Annotated in this window: 17 protein-coding genes and 3 tRNA genes; 13 read left to right on the top strand and 7 right to left on the bottom strand. The window is 37.4% G+C overall.

Going from position 1 to position 17597, the window contains the following annotated elements:
- Positions 1-6 precede the first annotated feature (6 nt).
- Positions 7-960, top strand: a complete 954-nt coding sequence (locus BUA71_RS14995; RefSeq protein ID WP_072881210.1) for a transketolase family protein — start codon at positions 7-9, stop codon at positions 958-960.
- Between the two features lie 149 nt (positions 961-1109).
- Complete coding sequence (locus tag BUA71_RS14990; RefSeq protein WP_072881208.1) at positions 1110-1703, top strand: outer membrane beta-barrel protein; 594 nt, start codon at positions 1110-1112, stop codon at positions 1701-1703.
- A gap of 432 nt (positions 1704-2135) precedes the next feature.
- On the opposite strand, the gene BUA71_RS14985 is transcribed toward BUA71_RS14990, so the two are convergent.
- Positions 2136-3041, bottom strand: a complete 906-nt coding sequence (locus BUA71_RS14985; RefSeq protein WP_072881233.1) for an FKBP-type peptidyl-prolyl cis-trans isomerase — start codon at positions 3039-3041, stop codon at positions 2136-2138.
- 81 nt (positions 3042-3122) lie between these two features.
- Here BUA71_RS14985 and BUA71_RS14980 point away from each other — a divergent pair, with 81 nt between their 5' ends.
- From BUA71_RS14980 to BUA71_RS14970, 3 genes are read left to right on the top strand one after another with little or no spacing between them, the layout of a single operon-like run.
- Positions 3123-3518, top strand: a complete 396-nt coding sequence (locus tag BUA71_RS14980) for an RNA-binding S4 domain-containing protein (RefSeq protein ID WP_072881205.1) — start codon at positions 3123-3125, stop codon at positions 3516-3518.
- Positions 3502-4095: a methyltransferase domain-containing protein gene (locus BUA71_RS14975; protein WP_072881203.1), complete on the top strand. Its 594-nt coding sequence runs from the start codon at positions 3502-3504 to the stop codon at positions 4093-4095. Before BUA71_RS14980 ends, BUA71_RS14975 begins: the two co-directional genes overlap by 17 nt.
- 40 nt (positions 4096-4135) lie before the next feature.
- Positions 4136-4636, top strand: coding sequence for a phosphoribosyltransferase family protein (locus tag BUA71_RS14970; protein WP_072881201.1), 501 nt, complete (start codon positions 4136-4138; stop codon positions 4634-4636).
- Here the strand turns inward: BUA71_RS14970 and BUA71_RS14965 are convergent.
- On the bottom strand, positions 4628-5149 hold the full coding sequence (locus BUA71_RS14965; RefSeq protein ID WP_072881199.1) for a shikimate kinase: 522 nt from the start codon (positions 5147-5149) through the stop codon (positions 4628-4630). The genes BUA71_RS14970 and BUA71_RS14965 overlap by 9 nt on opposite strands.
- A gap of 123 nt (positions 5150-5272) precedes the next feature.
- Between BUA71_RS14965 and BUA71_RS14960 the strand changes: the two genes are divergently transcribed.
- From BUA71_RS14960 to BUA71_RS14950, 3 genes are all read left to right on the top strand, one after another.
- Positions 5273-5345 (top strand) — tRNA-Lys (locus BUA71_RS14960).
- A 173-nt stretch (positions 5346-5518) separates the two neighbouring features.
- Positions 5519-5591: transfer RNA gene (locus BUA71_RS14955), tRNA-Lys, on the top strand.
- A 349-nt stretch (positions 5592-5940) separates the two neighbouring features.
- A tRNA-Leu gene (locus BUA71_RS14950) sits at positions 5941-6024 on the top strand.
- Between the two features lie 86 nt (positions 6025-6110).
- Here the strand turns inward: BUA71_RS14950 and BUA71_RS14945 are convergent.
- Positions 6111-7490 (bottom strand): aldehyde dehydrogenase, encoded by a 1380-nt coding sequence (locus BUA71_RS14945; protein WP_072881197.1) that lies wholly within the window; start codon positions 7488-7490, stop codon positions 6111-6113.
- Between the two features lie 2 nt (positions 7491-7492).
- Entirely contained in the window at positions 7493-8296 is an 804-nt protein-coding gene (locus tag BUA71_RS14940; protein WP_072881195.1) for an SDR family oxidoreductase, read from the bottom strand.
- 104 nt (positions 8297-8400) lie between these two features.
- On the opposite strand from BUA71_RS14940, the gene BUA71_RS14935 reads away from it, so the two are divergent.
- The 5 genes from BUA71_RS14935 to BUA71_RS14915 all read left to right on the top strand — a co-directional run bounded on the left by BUA71_RS14935 (position 8401) and on the right by BUA71_RS14915 (position 13330).
- A complete protein-coding gene (locus BUA71_RS14935) occupies positions 8401-9294 on the top strand; it encodes a MerR family transcriptional regulator (RefSeq protein ID WP_072881193.1) in 894 nt (297 codons plus the stop codon).
- Positions 9295-9300: 6 nt separating this feature from the next.
- Positions 9301-10767, top strand: a complete 1467-nt coding sequence (locus BUA71_RS14930) for a phytoene desaturase family protein (RefSeq protein WP_072881191.1) — start codon at positions 9301-9303, stop codon at positions 10765-10767.
- Positions 10764-11603, top strand: a complete 840-nt coding sequence (locus BUA71_RS14925; protein WP_072881189.1) for a phytoene/squalene synthase family protein — start codon at positions 10764-10766, stop codon at positions 11601-11603. The genes BUA71_RS14930 and BUA71_RS14925 overlap by 4 nt, the downstream gene beginning before the upstream one ends.
- Before the next feature lies 1 nt (position 11604).
- Positions 11605-12072 (top strand): sterol desaturase family protein, encoded by a 468-nt coding sequence (locus tag BUA71_RS14920; protein ID WP_072881187.1) that lies wholly within the window; start codon positions 11605-11607, stop codon positions 12070-12072.
- Between the two features lie 121 nt (positions 12073-12193).
- A complete protein-coding gene (locus tag BUA71_RS14915; RefSeq protein ID WP_072881185.1) occupies positions 12194-13330 on the top strand; it encodes a lycopene cyclase family protein in 1137 nt (378 codons plus the stop codon).
- A gap of 13 nt (positions 13331-13343) precedes the next feature.
- On the opposite strand, the gene BUA71_RS14910 is transcribed toward BUA71_RS14915, so the two are convergent.
- From BUA71_RS14910 to BUA71_RS14900, 3 genes are all read right to left on the bottom strand, one after another.
- Positions 13344-14222: a restriction endonuclease gene (locus BUA71_RS14910; RefSeq protein WP_072881182.1), complete on the bottom strand. Its 879-nt coding sequence runs from the start codon at positions 14220-14222 to the stop codon at positions 13344-13346.
- Between the two features lie 37 nt (positions 14223-14259).
- Positions 14260-14826, bottom strand: a complete 567-nt coding sequence (locus BUA71_RS14905) for a TlpA family protein disulfide reductase (protein ID WP_072881180.1) — start codon at positions 14824-14826, stop codon at positions 14260-14262.
- A 251-nt stretch (positions 14827-15077) separates the two neighbouring features.
- Positions 15078-17345 carry an aconitate hydratase gene (locus BUA71_RS14900; RefSeq protein WP_072881178.1) on the bottom strand — a complete coding sequence of 756 codons (2268 nt, stop codon included), beginning with the start codon at positions 17343-17345 and terminating at the stop codon, positions 15078-15080.
- Positions 17346-17597: the final 252 nt, after the last annotated feature.

Below are 17597 nucleotides of genomic sequence, written 5' to 3'. Positions count from 1 at the left end.
TTTTTTATGAAAATATATACAGATACAGGAAAGAAAGATACACGATCTGGGTTTGGCGCGGGGCTTACAGAGTTAGGCAAAACCAATCCTAACGTGGTAGCCCTTTGTGCAGATCTTATTGGCTCTTTAAAAATGCAGGATTTTATTGATGAAAATCCCGAACGCTTTTTCCAGGTGGGAATTGCCGAAGCAAATATGATGGGCATGGCAGCCGGTCTCACCATTGGTGGGAAAATTCCGTTTGCAGGGACTTTTGCCAACTTTGCCACCGGAAGAGTTTATGACCAGATTCGCCAATCTATTGCATACTCAGGAAAAAACGTGAAAATTTGTGCATCCCATTCCGGGGTTACCCTTGGGGAAGATGGTGCTACCCACCAAATACTGGAAGATCTTGGATTAATGAAGATGTTACCGGGAATGACGGTTATCAATACCTGTGATTTTAACCAGACAAAAGCAGCTACCATTGCCGTAGCAGAACACGATGGCCCAGTTTACCTTCGTTTTGGTAGGCCAAAAGTTGCCAACTTTACTCCTGAAGATCAAAAATTCGAAATAGGAAAAGCAGTACAACTTTATGAAGGAAACGATGTGACAATCATCGCAACCGGCCATTTGGTATGGGAAGCCATACAAGCGGCGCAGCAGCTTTCAGAAAAAGGCATTAGTGCCGATGTGATAAATATTCACACCATTAAACCTTTAGATGAAGAAGCTATTATTAATTCAGTAAAGAAAACCGGATGTGTTGTTACTGCTGAAGAACATAACTACCTTGGTGGACTTGGGGAAAGTGTAGCTCGCACCTTAAGCGAAAATCTTCCCGCTCCACAAGAGTTTGTAGCTACACAGGACACTTTTGGCGAAAGCGGTACCCCAGATCAGCTTATGGAAAAGTATGGGCTAAATGCTAATGCTATCATTAAAGCTACAGAAAAGGTCCTCAAGAGAAAATAATATTTTTAAAAAAAAATTTATTTGGCTGTTTTAAAACTACATAACGCTTTTTAGCAAAATGTAGTTTTGAAACAGTCTTTTTTTTGCAACTCGTAAGAATATCGCGTCATATTTTGCGTTATTATAAACTAATACAAAAACAATCTACAATGAAAAAATTAATGTTTATCGCTGTACTCGTGGTTTCTACACTTAGCGCAACCGCCCAGGAAGTGGACTTTGGGATTAAAGGTGGTTTTAACTATGGTGCAACCGGTGACCTAAAAATGGAAAACGCTTCGAATGACCTGGGAGACATTATTGACGGAAAAGAAAAGTCTGGTTATCATCTTGGTTTTTTTAGCCGTCTTGAAATTTTAGGTATATTTTTACAGCCAGAATTAATGTACACCCGGCTGAATACCGAGTATAAAGACTTTGATTATAAAATTGATAAATTAGATCTTCCGGTGTTGGTGGGTGTAAATGTTTTTGGCCCGTTAAATATTAAAGCCGGACCTTCTTTTCAGTATATTTTAAGCAATGATTTAGAAAACACAGAGCTTAAAATTGGAGAGGTAGAAAATGATATCACAGTAGGATATCAATTAGGTGTAGGTGCAACGCTGGGTAGCTTGGGACTCGATTTGCGCTATGAAGGAGCCTTTAGCGATAACACTGCTTTTAGCGAACAAGCCAGTGAAAATTTCCAAATTGACTCCAGACCTTCACAATGGATCTTGAGTTTGTCCTATGCTTTTTAAATAAGTAATATAGACTTAAATAATTAGGCTTAAAGCTTAGCGATACTTCGCCACAATTTCACCGGTAATTTTTATCTTGAAATTGTGGCTTTTTTATTTAATTATCCAGAATAACAGATCTTTAATTTCACCACCAGGACAGGAAACCACCCAGACATACAAAGATGCTCTTGCAGTTTTTTCTTAGGATTTTGGAGTCTTTGTGATTCTCTGTATCTTAAAAAAATAAGCCCTTCATAAAATATTTAAAGAATAAGATTGGATGCAAAAAAAGTAGCCACTAATTCGAGAATTAGTGGCTACTTTATAATGAGTATCTGGTGCTCTGCTTTCAGCTAAATAAAGAAACCTCAAAAGGCTATTCGTGTTCTTCTTACTTACCGAAAACAAATCACTTTACTTTTAGATAAACGATTCAATTCAGATGCCTTTCTATTGAAAAGTATCTGCGTCCAGGTAATCTGGTGTACCATTTTCATTAGCATCCGGGAACTCTAAACTTCCATCTTGGTCAATAATTATTTCGTCGCGGGTTCGCGTACCATCACCATCATCATCTGCATCTGCATAATTTGGTATACCGTCCCCATCGGTATCATCGTCTCTAAGATTTCTGTTTTCATTTAGATCTTCCATCCAACTTGGAATTCCATCTCCATCGTGATCGGCTTCATTAACGCGATATAAATTGACATTAAAAATTAAAGGACTATAGGCCGGAATACCGGGTTGGCTCGAAGAAAAATAACCTAATCCTGACGGAAAAATAAAAGCACCAATTCCGTAGTCATCAGAAAATGTCACGGTGTTATCTGGATTTACGGTATAACCTGTAGCTCCTTTAAATTCCACAACACCTTCAGAAAAACCTTTTACCAAAGTGGTAAGATCAAACCAAATGGGGGTAGAAGTATTATCAAAAGAACTAAGGTCTAAAAGGTCACCGCGGTAACTCACCAGGGTAGAGTCTGAGAATTTTGGTTGCTCTCCCTCTCCCTCTCTAACTTTAAGCACATACATTTCATACTCTACCTCTTCGTAGGTAATGGTCTTCTTTATTAAATTCTCTTCTTCAGAAAGTGGAGTTTTATCGGCATTATCCCCGGCGATACTATCAAAACGCACCATATAATCGAAATCTTCCGAAGGATTTTCAAACTCCTCATAGTTATAGAAATGAGTGTCGAGGAAATTGTTAATAGAGTCGGCATCTGCCATTTCCTGTTCTTCCCTGTCGCGTTCTTCAATGGTATTACTTCCGCCGTCATCATCGTTGTTGCAGGAAATAAAAGTAAAGCCTAAAATAAAGCTAAGGATAAAAATTCTGTTTAATTGCATTGTCTCTAATTTTGGCGCGCAAGATACAATAATCTTGTATTTTTGTTCCATGATTAACGCAGATTTAAAGAAGAAGATTTTATGAGAGTGGATAAATTTCTATGGTGCGTAAGATATTTTAAAACAAGGAGTATTGCCACCAATGCCTGCAAGAAAGGACACGTGAAAATTGACGGCAGCAGCGTTAAACCTTCTAAAGAGGTTTTTCCGGCCGATAAGATTACGGTTCGAAAAAATCAAATAAATTATCAAATTGAAGTTTTAGACCTCCCTCCCAGCCGGGTTGGTGCAAAACTGGTAAATCTTTACCTGGTAGATAGGACCCCAAAAGAGGCCTTCGAAAAACAGGAGCTTCTTAAATATTCTAAAGATTATTATCGTAAAAAAGGTACAGGCAGGCCTACCAAGAAAGACCGGCGCGATATAGATGAATGGTTTGAAAACACAGATCCCAATCCCGATGACCTCAAATCTTAGTTTTTCTCCTGAATTCTGGTCTAAAAAATACGACAGCGACAAAACCGGTTGGGACGTGGGTGAAATTTCACGGCCGTTAAAAGCATATATTGATCAATTAGAAAATAAGGAATTAAAAATTTTAATCCCTGGTGCCGGAAATTCTTATGAAGCAGAATATTTATTTCTGAATGGATTTGAAAATGTTTTTGTCGCCGATTTAAGTCAAAAACCTTTGCAAAACCTTAAAAACCGAGTTCCCGGTTTTCCGGAAGCCCAATTGTTAAATTGCAACTTTTTTGATCTTGAAGATAAATTTGACCTTATCCTGGAGCAAACGTTTTTTTGTGCTCTCCCGGTAAATTCGAGACCAAATTATGCTAAAAAGATGCACGAATTATTAACCAAAGAAGGCGTTGTAGCTGGATTATTTTTTAATTTTCCGCTCACTGAAAACGGCCCTCCCTTTGGAGGAAATAAAGAAGAATATTTGTCCTATTTTAGTCCATATTTTGAGATTGAAATCCTGGAGCCCTGTTATAACTCAATTAAACCCAGAAAAGGTAATGAATTGTTCTTTAAATTTAAAAACCGGTAAATTTCTATTAGACAGCTATTCCATTTAAAAATTAAAATTTATGAAAGAGCATATACTTATTTTAGATCATCAACAAATTCAGCATAAAATAAAGCGAATTGCCTATCAAGTTTACGAAAGCAATATTGCTGAAAATAAGATTATTCTCGCCGGGATTTCGAAAAAAGGCTATCAACTCGCTTTGGAATTAAAATCGGCTTTAGAAATTATTTCACCTTTAGAAATAGATTTATGCGAGGTTAAGATCAATAAGAAAAACCCATTAGACAAGATCACCACTTCTTTGGCGAGCGATGCTTACAAAGACAAATCGGTGATTTTGGTAGATGATGTGCTCAACTCTGGCACCACCTTAATTTATGGTGTGAGGCACTTTTTAGCAGTGCCCCTTAAACAATTTAAAACTGCCGTGCTGGTAGATAGAAACCATAAAAAATATCCCGTTAAGGCCGATTTTAAAGGAATTTCACTTTCCACTTCCTTAAATGAAACCGTAAAAGTAGATCTCACCAAAGGAAATTTTAAAGCCGAATTACTTTAATTTTTCGGTAATCTTTGTTACCACTTCCGCAACGCGTAGTTCATCTACTTTAATAATAATTTCCGATTGATTGTAGTAAAACGCGCGTTCAAAGAGGTGTTTTCTTATAAATTCTTCTAGTGCTTCGCGGGTTTCCAAATGGCTAATTACCGGTCTTTGCAATTTTTCATGGAAAAGTCTTTCGGTCAACACCGCTACCGAAGCACTCAAATAGATTGTTTTTGTATTTTCCTGTTTATTGATGATCTCAAAATTATCACCGTAGCAGGGAGTTCCCCCTCCCAGGGAAATGACCATTTTATCTTTTTGGGCTAAAATATCTTCCAGAATTTGTCTTTCCAGTTTTCTAAAATATAATTCACCCCGTTCTTCAAAAATAGTATTGATCTTTTTGCCTTGCATCAATTCTATTTGATCATCTAAATCTACATATTTGTATTTCAGTATTTTAGCGAGTTCCCTACCCACTACAGACTTACCGGAACCCATATAGCCCGTTAAAAATATTTTCATCGTTAAAGTACTTATAATTAGGAAGATTCAAAACTAATATAAATTTATCTCAATTTCGCCTTGATAAATAAATTAATGCGTGTATATTTGCACCCGCAATCGCAAAAAAGATTGTGACAAAAAGATCTGGTAGCTCAGTTGGTAGAGCATCTCCCTTTTAAGGAGAGGGTCCTGGGTTCGAGCCCCAGCCAGATCACAAAATTAAGTTCTTATTGTGTTAGGCGAGAAGTTGATCCTGAGCGAAGCCGATAGGCGAAGTCGAAGGAAGCCCCAGCCAGATCACAGAGATGGATGGGCGAGAATCCCGAGTGCTCGGGACCAGCCAGATCACAAAATTAAGTTCTAAGTTACATATTGAAAGTTTTTAAAGATCTGGTAGCTCAGTTGGTAGAGCATCTCCCTTTTAAGGAGAGGGTCCTGGGTTCGAGCCCCAGCCAGATCACAGAGATGGATGGGCGAGAAGCATGTGCTGAGCGCAGTCGAAGTAAGCCCCAGCCAGATCACAAAGTTAAATTCAGATTTTGTTGGGCGAGATGTTTATCCTGAGCGAAGCCGATAGGCGAAGTCGAAGGAAGCCCCAGCCAGATCACAAAGTTAAGTTCTGATTGTGTTAGGCGAGAATCCCGAGTACTCGGGACCAGCCAGTTCACAGCTTTAAAATTCCTACTGTACTTTAAAACTCGTAAACTTTACGAAATTTATAAGATTACAGCTCTGTAAAAAGTTCACGATCGCTAGAGATCAATTTTATTTACTACAGCCCTTTGGAATTTATTCCAGACTTGTTTTAAGCCCGGGTGCTGGAACTGGTAGACAGGCATGGTTGAGGGCCATGTGTCCATTAGGGCGTGCGGGTTCGACTCCCGCTCCGGGCACTTTCTTACTTTATAATTAATTTACATAAACTTATTATCTCTTTATAGAATTTTCCTTATTCAATTTTTAAGTTTTCTAAACCTCTTTATTTTCCAATAATTTTCTTTATCAGGCTAAAAAATTTATAAGGCGGATATTTTACAGGGATGTCCAACTTTGTCGAAGAACTCATTACCCCTCTTTCATGTGTAAAGGCCAAAAAACTTTCTTTACCGTGGTATTTCCCCATTCCGCTATTGCCAACGCCACCAAAGGGTAATTTATGGTTAGCCACGTGTAGCAAAGTATCGTTAATACAAGCTCCGCCAGAACTGGTTTGGTTTAAGACTTTGTTTGCCGTTTTGTTATTTCCGAAGTAATATAAAGCCAGCGGTTTTTCATTATTATTAATGTAGCTAATTGCTTCCTCTAATTCGGTAAATTCCATCACCGGTAAAATTGGCCCAAAGATTTCATCTTGCATTATTTTATCTTCCGCTTTTACTTTATCTAAAATTGCAGGCGCTATATATTTGTTTTTAGCATCCGTTTTTCCGCCGTAATAAGCTTCGGTATCAAGATAAGTTTTTAGTCGCTCCATGGCTTCTGCATTCACAATACGACCGTAATATTTACTGTCTTGTATATCCTCTCCCAGGAACTGCTCAAAAGAGTTCTTGATTTCCTTTAGTAATTCAGCTTTAACTTCCCGGTGTACCAACAAATAATCTGGTGCAATACAAGTTTGTCCCGCATTAATAATCTTTCCCCAGGCAATGCGTTTCCCGGCAATTTTTAGGTTGGCCGATTTATCTACCACGCATGGACTCTTTCCCCCTAGTTCTAAAACAACCCGACTTAGATGTTCTGCGGCGGCCTTCATCACAATTTTACCAACCCGCGGGCTGCCCGTAAAGAACATGATATCAAAAGGATGTTTAAACAATTCCTGATTCACCTCTTTGTCTCCCTGCATCACTTTAACATAGGAAGAATCAAAAATTTCAGTAATCATTTTTTCTATCACCAAAGCTACATTGGGAGTATCTGGAGAAGGTTTTACTATCGCGCAACAACCTGCAGAAATCGCTCCAATTAGTGGGTTTATTGCTAATTGGAAGGGATAGTTCCACGGTGAAATAATTAGGGCTACCCCCAGTGGTTCTTTTAATATTTTAGAACGGGAAGGCTTTAATTGCAAAGGTGTTCCCACTTTTTCTGGTTTTGTCCAGGTTTTTAAATTTTTTAAGTGGTAGGAAATTTCTTCTATAAGCAAACTTGTTTCTGTAAGAAAAGCTTCTTCCTTAGATTTATGCAAATCCTTCCATAAAGCCTCATTGATTTCGTTTTCGTACTTAAGAATAGCATTTTTCAACTTTTTAAGTTGCTCCTTTCTAAAATCCAGTTCTTTAGTTTTATGGCTGGCAAAAAAATCTCGTTGCGCCTTAAAATAACCTGAAATTTGAGTAATTGATGTCTCTTCCATCGCTAATTATTTCTTCCTTTAAAATTATCCATAGTCTTATAAACCCCTATAATTTGACCTACAAACCAATCATAAAACCAAATTGGGAAAAGCCCCTGTGCAAATCTTATAAAACGCATACTAAAAGGTAAACTCAAATGAATTTGGTTCTTTTCTATAGCTTTTATGATTTTCTCTACCACTTTATGTTGATCTAAAATAGGTATTCTGGATTTCACCCCGCGAAACATCCCGGTATTGATGTAATAAGGGGTTATAGTACTCACCTTAACCCCTGTTTTAAGCTGCTCCATTTCCAGTCGTAAACTATCAGACCAACCGGTGGTAGCCCATTTGCTACCGGCATACACTGCCAATTTGGGATTGGAAACCAAACCCGCCAAAGAGGTTATGTTACAAATATGACCAGACTTTCTTTTTATCATTTCAGGTAAAAAAGCAAGTGTGAGTTGCATGGGAGCTACGCTGTTTACCATCATAGTTTTATTAATTTCTTCTGAAGAAAACTCGTGGAAATATCCTCCGTAAACTATGCCCGCATTATTAATAAGAACATCTATACTTCCAACCTCATTTTCCACTTTCCTGGCCATTTCTTTTACGCGCCCGGTATCGCCAATATCCACAACATAACCCTGCACCTCCCCCCACGACTCAAATTCATTAATAGTTTGTTCCAGGCCCGCTTTATCAATATCCCATATCACCAATTTCCCGCCGAGCTCCAGTACTTTCTTGCTCAGTAGCTTTCCTATGCCAGAAGCTCCCCCGGTAATAAGCACAAGTTTAGATGAGATTTTAGTCATAATTTATGTTGTTTAACTTTTTAACTAGTCCATTAAACATTTTAACATTTAAATAGATTATAAAATGTTTAACTTTAATTAGATTTGACTATCATAACCAACCTATGGAACAAATAAAACAAAATTTCAGTATAAAAGACCTTGAAAATTTAAGCGGAATCAAGGCACATACCATAAGGATTTGGGAGAAAAGATACAAAATTTTAACTCCTAACCGAACCTCTACGAATATTAGGACTTATGATAATTCCAATCTTCAGAAGATTCTAAATGTGGCCTTTCTCAACGAAAATGGTTATAAAATCTCAAGGATTTCCAAATTAAGCGATGAGGAAATTTGTGATATGGTGCAAAATATCTCTGCCAGTTCCAGTCGGGAAAACAGGGCGCAAAACGCCTTTCAATTAGCGATGTTAAATTTTGATGAAGAATTATTTAACAAGACTTACAACGACTTGATTAAGGACAAAAGCTTTCGTGAAATCTTTTCCCAGGTTTTTATGCCTCTACTCGAAAAAGTGGGATTTCTATGGCAAACCGATACCATTAAGCCTATTCATGAGCATTACATTGTAGATCTTATTAAACAAAAAATGTATTTGAATATTGCTGAAGCTAAAGAAAAGCTACCGGCAACCACTAAAAATCTTTACGTATTATTCCTACCGGAAAATGAGATTCATGACCTTGGGATAATTTATCTATATTATGAATTAATTTTAAACGGGAATCAAACTATTTACCTGGGGGGCAATTTACCTGTAACAGATCTTAGCTACCTCCTGGAGAGGCGTGAAAAGATAAATTTTGTTAGTTACTTTACTACCAGACCAGAGAATGTTGAAGATTATATAAATGATTTTAAAAGACAGATTGGTGATAACAACGATTACAAGCTTTTGCTATTTGGTCATAAATTGAGGAGCCTGGAGCATAAAAGGTTACCAGATTTCGTCACTACACATACTAATCTAAATCAATTTGTAAGTCAGCTATAAAAATTTATGAAAAAAAATATTGCTATTATTGGATCTGGTTTTGCTTCACTTGCAGCTGCCTGTTACCTGGCTAAAGATGGTCATGGCGTAAAGATTTATGAAAAAAATTCAGAGATTGGTGGTCGTGCGCGACAATTAAAGAAAGACGGATTTTGTTTTGATATAGGTCCTACCTGGTATTGGATGCCAGATGTTTTTGAACGGTTTTTTGCAGATTTTGGTAAAAAACCTTCAGATTATTATGAGTTGGAGAAATTAGATCCTGCCTATAAAGTTTTCTTCGGAAAAGGAGATAGTATTACCATAGGTGACAGCTTAGAGAAAATTTGTGCTGCGTTTGAAGCGGAAGAACCGGGAAGTTCTTTAAAATTAAAACGCTTTATAGCTGAAGCTAAAGATAATTACAACATCGCTATTAAAGATTTAGTGTACAGGCCCGGCGTATCCCCCATGGAATTGATCACGCCCACTACTGCCAAAAAAATAGGACAATTTTTTAGCACTATTTCTAAAGAAGTTAGAAAAGAGTTCGACAATCCCAAGCTGGCGCAAATCCTGGAATTTCCGGTTTTGTTTCTTGGTGCAAAAGCAAGCAATACACCCGCTTTCTATAGTTTTATGAATTATGCCGATTTTGGTTTGGGCACCTGGCACCCCAATGGCGGAATGTACAAAGTTATTGAAGCTATGGAAACCTTAGCAAGATCTTTAGGTGTAGCATTTCAAACTAATGCAGCGGTTTCTAAAATCTTCGTTGAAAATGACGCTGTCACGGGTATGATGGTTAACGATGATAAAATAACTGCCGATTATATTCTTAGCGGTGCCGATTATCACCATACCGAAACACTTTTACCGGCTTATAAAAAACAGTATAAAGAATCTTACTGGGAGCAAAAGACCTTTGCCCCATCGGCCTTATTGTTTTTTGTAGGTTTCGATAGAAAAATTCAAGATGTATCGCATCACACACTTTTCTTCGATTCTAATTTTGAAGCACACGCCAGGGCAATTTACGATGATGCAAGCTGGCCAGATGATCCGCTTTTTTACGCAAGCTTTCCTTCAGTAACAGATGCTTCAGTTGCCCCCAAAGGTAAAGAAGCTGGGATATTTCTAATTCCACTTGCACCAAATTTAGAAGATACGCCAGCATTGAGGGAAAAGTATTTTCAGAAGATCATCACGCGTTTTGAAAATCTTACCAATCAAACAGTTAGCGATAGGATACTGTTTAAAGAATCTTTTTGTGTAAAAGATTTTAAAGAAGCGTACAATTCCTACAAGGGTAATGCTTATGGTTTAGCAAACACGCTTTTACAAACTGCCTTTTTACGGCCTAAGCTAAAAAGTAAGAAAGTACACAAGTTATTTTTTACCGGGCAGCTAAGTGTCCCCGGTCCCGGAGTCCCTCCTTCCCTAATCTCGGGAAAGCTCGCTGCGGGGTTAATTCAAAAAGAAATTAAGCTATGAAATCTATTTTCGATCAGGTCTCGAGAAGTTGCAGCAAAGTGGTAACCCACCATTACAGCACTTCGTTTTCTACAGCGACTAGAATGCTTGCCCCGTCTATTCGCAAGGATATTTATAATATTTATGGTTTTGTGCGCCTGGCCGATGAGATTGTAGATACCTTTCATCATTATAATAAAGAGCAACTTTTTAACGATTTTGAAACCGATCTTTACAAGGCTGTTGAAAATAAGATAAGTTTAAACCCAATTCTAAATGCTTTTCAGGAAACGGTACATAAGTATAATATTGATGAAGCACTTTACCGTTCTTTTATGAAGAGTATGCGATTAGATTTGCATAAATCTGATTATCTTAGTGTGGCCGAATATAAGGAATACATTTATGGAAGCGCAGACGTGGTGGGCTTAATGTGTTTAAAGGTTTTTGTAAACGGGAATCGTGACAAATACGAAGCTTTAAAAGCATCGGCGATGCGCCTGGGTTCTGCTTTCCAAAAAGTTAACTTTCTAAGAGATTTAAAGGCCGATTTTGAAGAACTTAGTCGAAGCTATTTTCCAGGTACAAACCTGGAACGATTAGATGAAGTAAGTAAGCAAAAAATTATAGCCGAGATTGAAGAAGATTTTAAAGAGGGTTTAAGCGGAATTGCACATTTACCTGTTGAAGCCAAATTTGGAGTTTATACAGCATATATTTATTACAGGAAATTATTGCACAAGTTAAAAAAAGTACCTTCTTTAGAAATTAGGAATAGTAGAATTAGGGTTTCCGATTATCAAAAAGCAGGCTTGCTTGCAAAATCTTATATTTCTTATAGACTAAAATTTATTTGAAATGAACATATTAATATGGATTCTGGTTTTTCTGGGTACTTTTGCCGCTATGGAAGGTATGGCCTGGTTTACGCATAAATATATTATGCATGGTTTTTTGTGGAGCTTACACAAAGACCATCACCACAAAGATCACAGCCATTGGTGGGAAAGAAATGATTTTTTCTTTATCTTTTATGCCTTTGTAAGTATTGGTTTTTTCCTGCTATGGCGCTATGATATCTTATGGATAGGATTACCCATTGGTTTAGGTATTTTAGCTTATGGAATTGCATATTTTAGTGTGCACGATATTTTTATACATCAACGCTTTAAATTATTTAGAAATGCCAATAACCGGTATGCGAAAGGTATAAGAAGGGCACACAAAATGCACCATAAACATTTAGGGAAAGATGATGGAGAATGTTTTGGAATGCTCTTCGTACCTTTTAAATATTTTAAAGAATCTAAGCCCACGAAAAAATAAAGAAATGAATTGGTGATCTGCTATCGATAAAAACAAAATTCACATTTATAGCGTTTGATAAGTTTTCGTTTTAACTCGGTGAAAATAACTAATAATCTTAAAAAGCTACCTGCAGCAAATTATGTTAGGACCCACATATTTTTACGTAATCATAGGCGGAGGGCTAGCTGGCCTACAACTCGCCCGGCAACTTAGCCGGGATGTTTTTTTTAAAGGAAAAAAAATTGCAATTATAGATTCAGATTTTTCAGTGCCTATAAAAACCTGGTGTTTTTGGGAAAAAGGCACGGGAAAGTGGGATAAACTTGTTTCCAAATCCTGGAAAAATGGGGATTTTTATGCTGCTGAAGAAAAAGTAGATCTAAATTTATCACCTTATTCCTATAAAATGATCAAAGCTGCAGACTATCACCAACAGCTAAAAAAAGAATTGGAAGAATCTGGTGATATCGTATTTATAACCGATGAAATTACAGAAATAGACCAGGTTACCCTTAAAGCTAAAGGCAGAAATGGAAACTACGGTGCCACGCATTTTTTTGACAGCCGGGTAGATCCTGCCTATTTAGAAAGCAAAAAACACACTACAATCTTTCAACATTTTAAAGGTTTGGAGGTCACTACCAAAGATCCCATTTTTAATCCTGAAGTTTTCACCATGATGGATTACCGAATAAAATATGAGAATGCTACTAGCTTTACTTATATACTTCCGGTTTCCAAAAATAAAGCTTTAGTAGAACATACATTTTTTACACCATTTTTAACTGAAGACAAGGTGTATGACGATTTACTGGAAAAGTACTTTCAGAAGATTCTAAAAACCGATGATTACAACATTGAAAGTACCGAAACGGGCGTCATTCCCATGACCGATTTCCCTTTTGAAGAGGAAAACACCCTGCAGATTACAAAAATAGGCACCGGCGGCGGATGGGTAAAAGCCTCAACGGGATATTCCTTTAAAAATACAGAAAAGCGTATCACCAGGATTATAGAGAATATTAAAAGTGGCAATTTGCCTGGTGAAAACCTAATTAATAAAAGATTCAGGAAATACGATGCTATTTTTCTGGATGTGCTCGCCCAAAATAATCACAAAGGAGAAGAAATTTTTAGTAAGTTTTATAGCAAAAACTCACCTCAGGATATATTTAGGTATTTAGATGAAGAAACCTCTATTCCTGAAGATCTAAAGATTATGTTTTCGCTCTACAGCTTCGATTTTATAAAATCCTTTTTTAGAAAAGGTATATAATACCGAGTTAGTATCATATTTTCGAGAACCACTCGGGAATTATTGCAACTTCTTCGATGAGTTCTGTTTTTACTCCAAGATTAAATTCTTTCAGTTTATCACACAGCATTTCTCCATCAATTAAATCAATTGGAGGAGCTCCGTCCCTAGATGCTTCTTTAATTGCTTCTCTTGTGAAATTACCTGTTGTTATAAAAAGTCCTTTATCCGCTCTTCCTTGCATCGCTCCTCTGAAGTCTCTTACATCTCCCGATCCAACCGCACCTTTATATCTTTTTGATTGAAAAAATACGTGAAAACTTAAAAAACCATTTATTCTCACAATTCCCTTACCATCAATTCCACCATCGCCAGATTTCCCAGTTACTTCCACCTGAACAAATCCACTTTCTCTTAAAATTCTTTGACATAACCTTTCAAATGCCGAAGGCTCTATTTTTAAAATAACAGAAATTAAATCTTCTTTCCAGTCAATTTGGTCTTCAACCTCTTCTTCGACTTCAGATTCTACTTGTTTTTTTGATTTTTTCTTCTCTACTTTTGGCTTTCGTGTTAATTCTCTGACAGTTTTTAAAATATGGGCAGAATCCAATTTTGAGGTGTCTATTTCGTTATCAACTAATGCCCAGACTCCACGAGAGGAATTATCTATTAGCCCATATTTTTTCAGATAAGTTCTAGCCCAAGCTAATCTGTACTCCACTTTAGTTTGAACTCCGTTTTCGTCGTGTGGTATTTCCATAATTTCCTCATCATACCCGGCCACTTCATATACTTTTTCATTTATTTCATCGATGGAACCAGAACCTCCTAAGAGTTTCAATGCCTCCAAAGTAGGAATCATCATCTCGTCATGGGTTGGTACTTTATCGTCAACTTTTTTTCTTCTCATTTTATTTTTCAATTTTAGATATTAGATTAGCTTACAATTACTCCTTTGCTAAAAGCTGTTCTAAAGTATTTCTAAAATTTTGACTATTCCAATCGGCGGCGCCTACTTTATTTATTACAATTGCACCTTTTTTATCTATCACGAAAGTTGTGGGTAGCGTGTAACCGTTAAGGGGTTTAGGATCTGCCGAAAGCATTCTGTAGCTGTTAAATCGGTAACCTTTTCGCTTTAAAAAATTATTGGTGGTTTCGTGATCCTCACCAGAAATAAAATAAAATTTAACCCTATCCCCATAATCGGAGTATAGTTCCTGAAAGCTGGGCATTTCGGCAATACACGGCGGACACCAGGTCGCCCAATAATTTACAATAATTACTTCTCCCTTAGCTTCAGAAAAATTCACTTTTTTACCATCTTTTGTTTCCAAAGTCCAATCATAGCTTTCTAACATTTCCCTTTCTTCTTCCGCAGTTACCGAAGGGCTAAAAGCGATAAGCTTATTAAAAACAATGGCAATAGGTTTTCTGGTTTGTGGAATGAGCATTACCAAAATAATTACGATAAAAATGATATTGGCCCACTGGTTACTAAAGAGTTTTTTCATAACATCGTTTTAAAACACAAAGATACTTAAGAATAAACTTCCCCGGGGCAAGGCCACAAGGTATTATATAGAAAAATTATTTTGATTTCGAGGCATCCCTATAGCTATCGAGACTCGGCATTTAGTTTTCGGTTATCGAGCAAACTATGTGCATAAAAAAAGAGACCGATTAAAACTTAAGAAATCACGTTTCCTTCTAGTGAAAATCTTGTTTTAATCGGCCTCAATAATTCTAAGCCACTTTATTTATACTAAGCAGCGTTTTCCTTCTTAATCAAGTTTAAGGCAGAACCTTCTTTATACCATCTAATTTGTGTATCATTATAGGTGTGGTTTGTCTTAATAGTGTCTTTGCTGCCATCAGCATGGACTATTTCTACAGTAATCTGCTTGTCTGGCGCAAAGTCTTCCAGGTCAATAAAGTTGAAGGTATCATCTTCCTGAATTAGGTCATAATCTGCTTCATTATCGAAAGTAATACCTAACATTCCCTGTTTTTTCAGGTTTGTTTCGTGAATACGGGCAAAAGATTTTACCAGTACTACTTTTACTCCCAGGTGACGTGGCTCCATAGCCGCGTGCTCTCTGGAAGAACCTTCTCCATAGTTGTGATCTCCCACAACTACTGTTGGAATTCCTTCTTTTTTGTATTCCCTTTGTACCGCCGGTACACCATCATACTCACCGGTAAGCTGATTTTTCACAAAATTGGTCTTCTTATTATAAGCATTAATAGCTCCAATAAGACAGTTATTAGAAATATTGTCTAAGTGACCTCTGTAACGCAACCACGGCCCGGCCATAGAAATATGGTCTGTAGTACATTTTCCAAAAGCTTTTATTAACAGTTTTGCACCGGTTAGGTTTTTACCATCCCATGGTTCAAACGGCGTCAATAATTGTAACCTATCACTATCTTCGGCTACTTTAATTTCAACAGAACTTCCGTCCTCATTTGGCGGCACATATCCGTCTTCTTCTACAGCAAAACCATCACTTGGCAATTCGATTCCGCTTGGCTCATCGAGCATTACCTCTTCCCCATCTTCATTCATTAATTTATCACGGGTAGGATCAAAATCTAAACGTCCTGAAATTGCAATTGCTGCCACCATTTCGGGCGAACCTACAAAAGCGTGCGTATTTGGGTTACCATCGGCACGTTTTGAAAAGTTACGGTTAAATGAGTGTACAATCGTATTCTTTTCATCCCCTTTTCTATCACTTCTATCCCATTGGCCAATACATGGTCCACAGGCATTAGTAAAAATTGTCGCATCAAGATCCTCAAATATCTTTAGCAAGCCATCACGTTCTGCAGTGTATCTAATTTGCTCAGAGCCCGGGTTGATACCAAAATCTGATTTTGCTTTAACCTTTTTATCTACGGCCTGTTTTGCAATAGAGGCTGCTCGCGTAAGATCTTCGTAAGACGAGTTGGTACAGGAGCCTATCAAGCCCCAATCTACATTAATTGGCCAGTCGCCTTCTTTGGCTTTCGTTGCCATTTCTGAAATAGGTGTAGCCAAATCTGGTGTAAACGGTCCGTTTAAATGTGGTTTTAATTCTGAAAGGTTAATTTCAATTACCTCATCAAAATGTTGTTCAGGGTTTGCATAAACCTCATCATCACCGGTTAGATGCTCTGCAATTTCTTTTGCAGCATCGGCAACATCGGCACGACTGGTTGCACGCAGGTAGCGATCCATAGAATCGTCATAACCAAAAGTTGACGTTGTTGCACCAACTTCGGCCCCCATATTACAAATAGTTCCTTTTCCGGTAGCCGACATTGAACGGGCGCCTTCTCCAAAATATTCTATTATTGAACCGGTACCTCCCTTTACAGTAAGGATTCCGGCCACTTTTAAAATTACGTCTTTAGCCGCAGTCCATCCTGAGAGCTTTCCGGTTAATTTAACACCAATAAGTTTTGGGAATTTTAATTCCCAGGGCATTCCGGCCATTACATCTACAGCATCGGCACCACCAACACCAATGGCTACCATCCCAAGTCCTCCGGCATTTACAGTATGAGAATCGGTACCAATCATCATTCCACCCGGGAATGCATAATTTTCAAGTACCACCTGGTGAATAATACCTGCACCGGGTTTCCAAAAACCAATTCCGTATTTATTAGAAACAGATTCAAGAAAATCAAAAACCTCACTACTGGTTTTATTGGCCGCCTGCAAATCTATTGCAGCTCCCATTTTGGCCTGGATAAGGTGATCACAGTGAACAGTTGTTGGTACTGCAACGTTCTTTTTCCCCGCTTGCATAAACTGCAATAGCGCCATTTGTGCGGTTGCATCCTGGCAGGCAATCCTATCGGGTGAAAAATTCACATAATCTTTTCCTCTTGTATAAGCTTCCTTTGCAGCTCCATCCCACAAATGTGAATAAAGAATTTTTTCTGAAAGGCTTAAAGGTTTTCCAACCACCTCACGTGCTGTATTTACACGTTCGGCCATTTGGCTGTACACCTTCTTAATCATATCAATATCGTATGCCATGTTTTTGTGTATTTAGTTCTCAAAAAGTCCCGCAAATTTAAGAATTTAGACTGGGATTTAAAAATAAGAAGCGATTGTCAGAAATAAGTGAAAATAATTTTATGATTCATAAAATTTAATGACTTAAAATCAACAAATACGAATTAGCGTTTTGAAAATTATGAATTTCGTAAAAATTAGTTTTTAAAAACGGAAAAAAGAAATGCGTTTAACCTCTAGAATTAGAATTTAAACCGATTCTTGATAAGGTTA

Origin of the sequence: Salegentibacter echinorum (assembly GCF_900129445.1) — a bacterium.
Classification (GTDB): domain Bacteria; phylum Bacteroidota; class Bacteroidia; order Flavobacteriales; family Flavobacteriaceae; genus Salegentibacter; species Salegentibacter echinorum.
The sequence above is the reverse complement of the archived record's forward strand: the minus strand, read 5'-3'. Positions and strand labels throughout refer to the sequence as shown.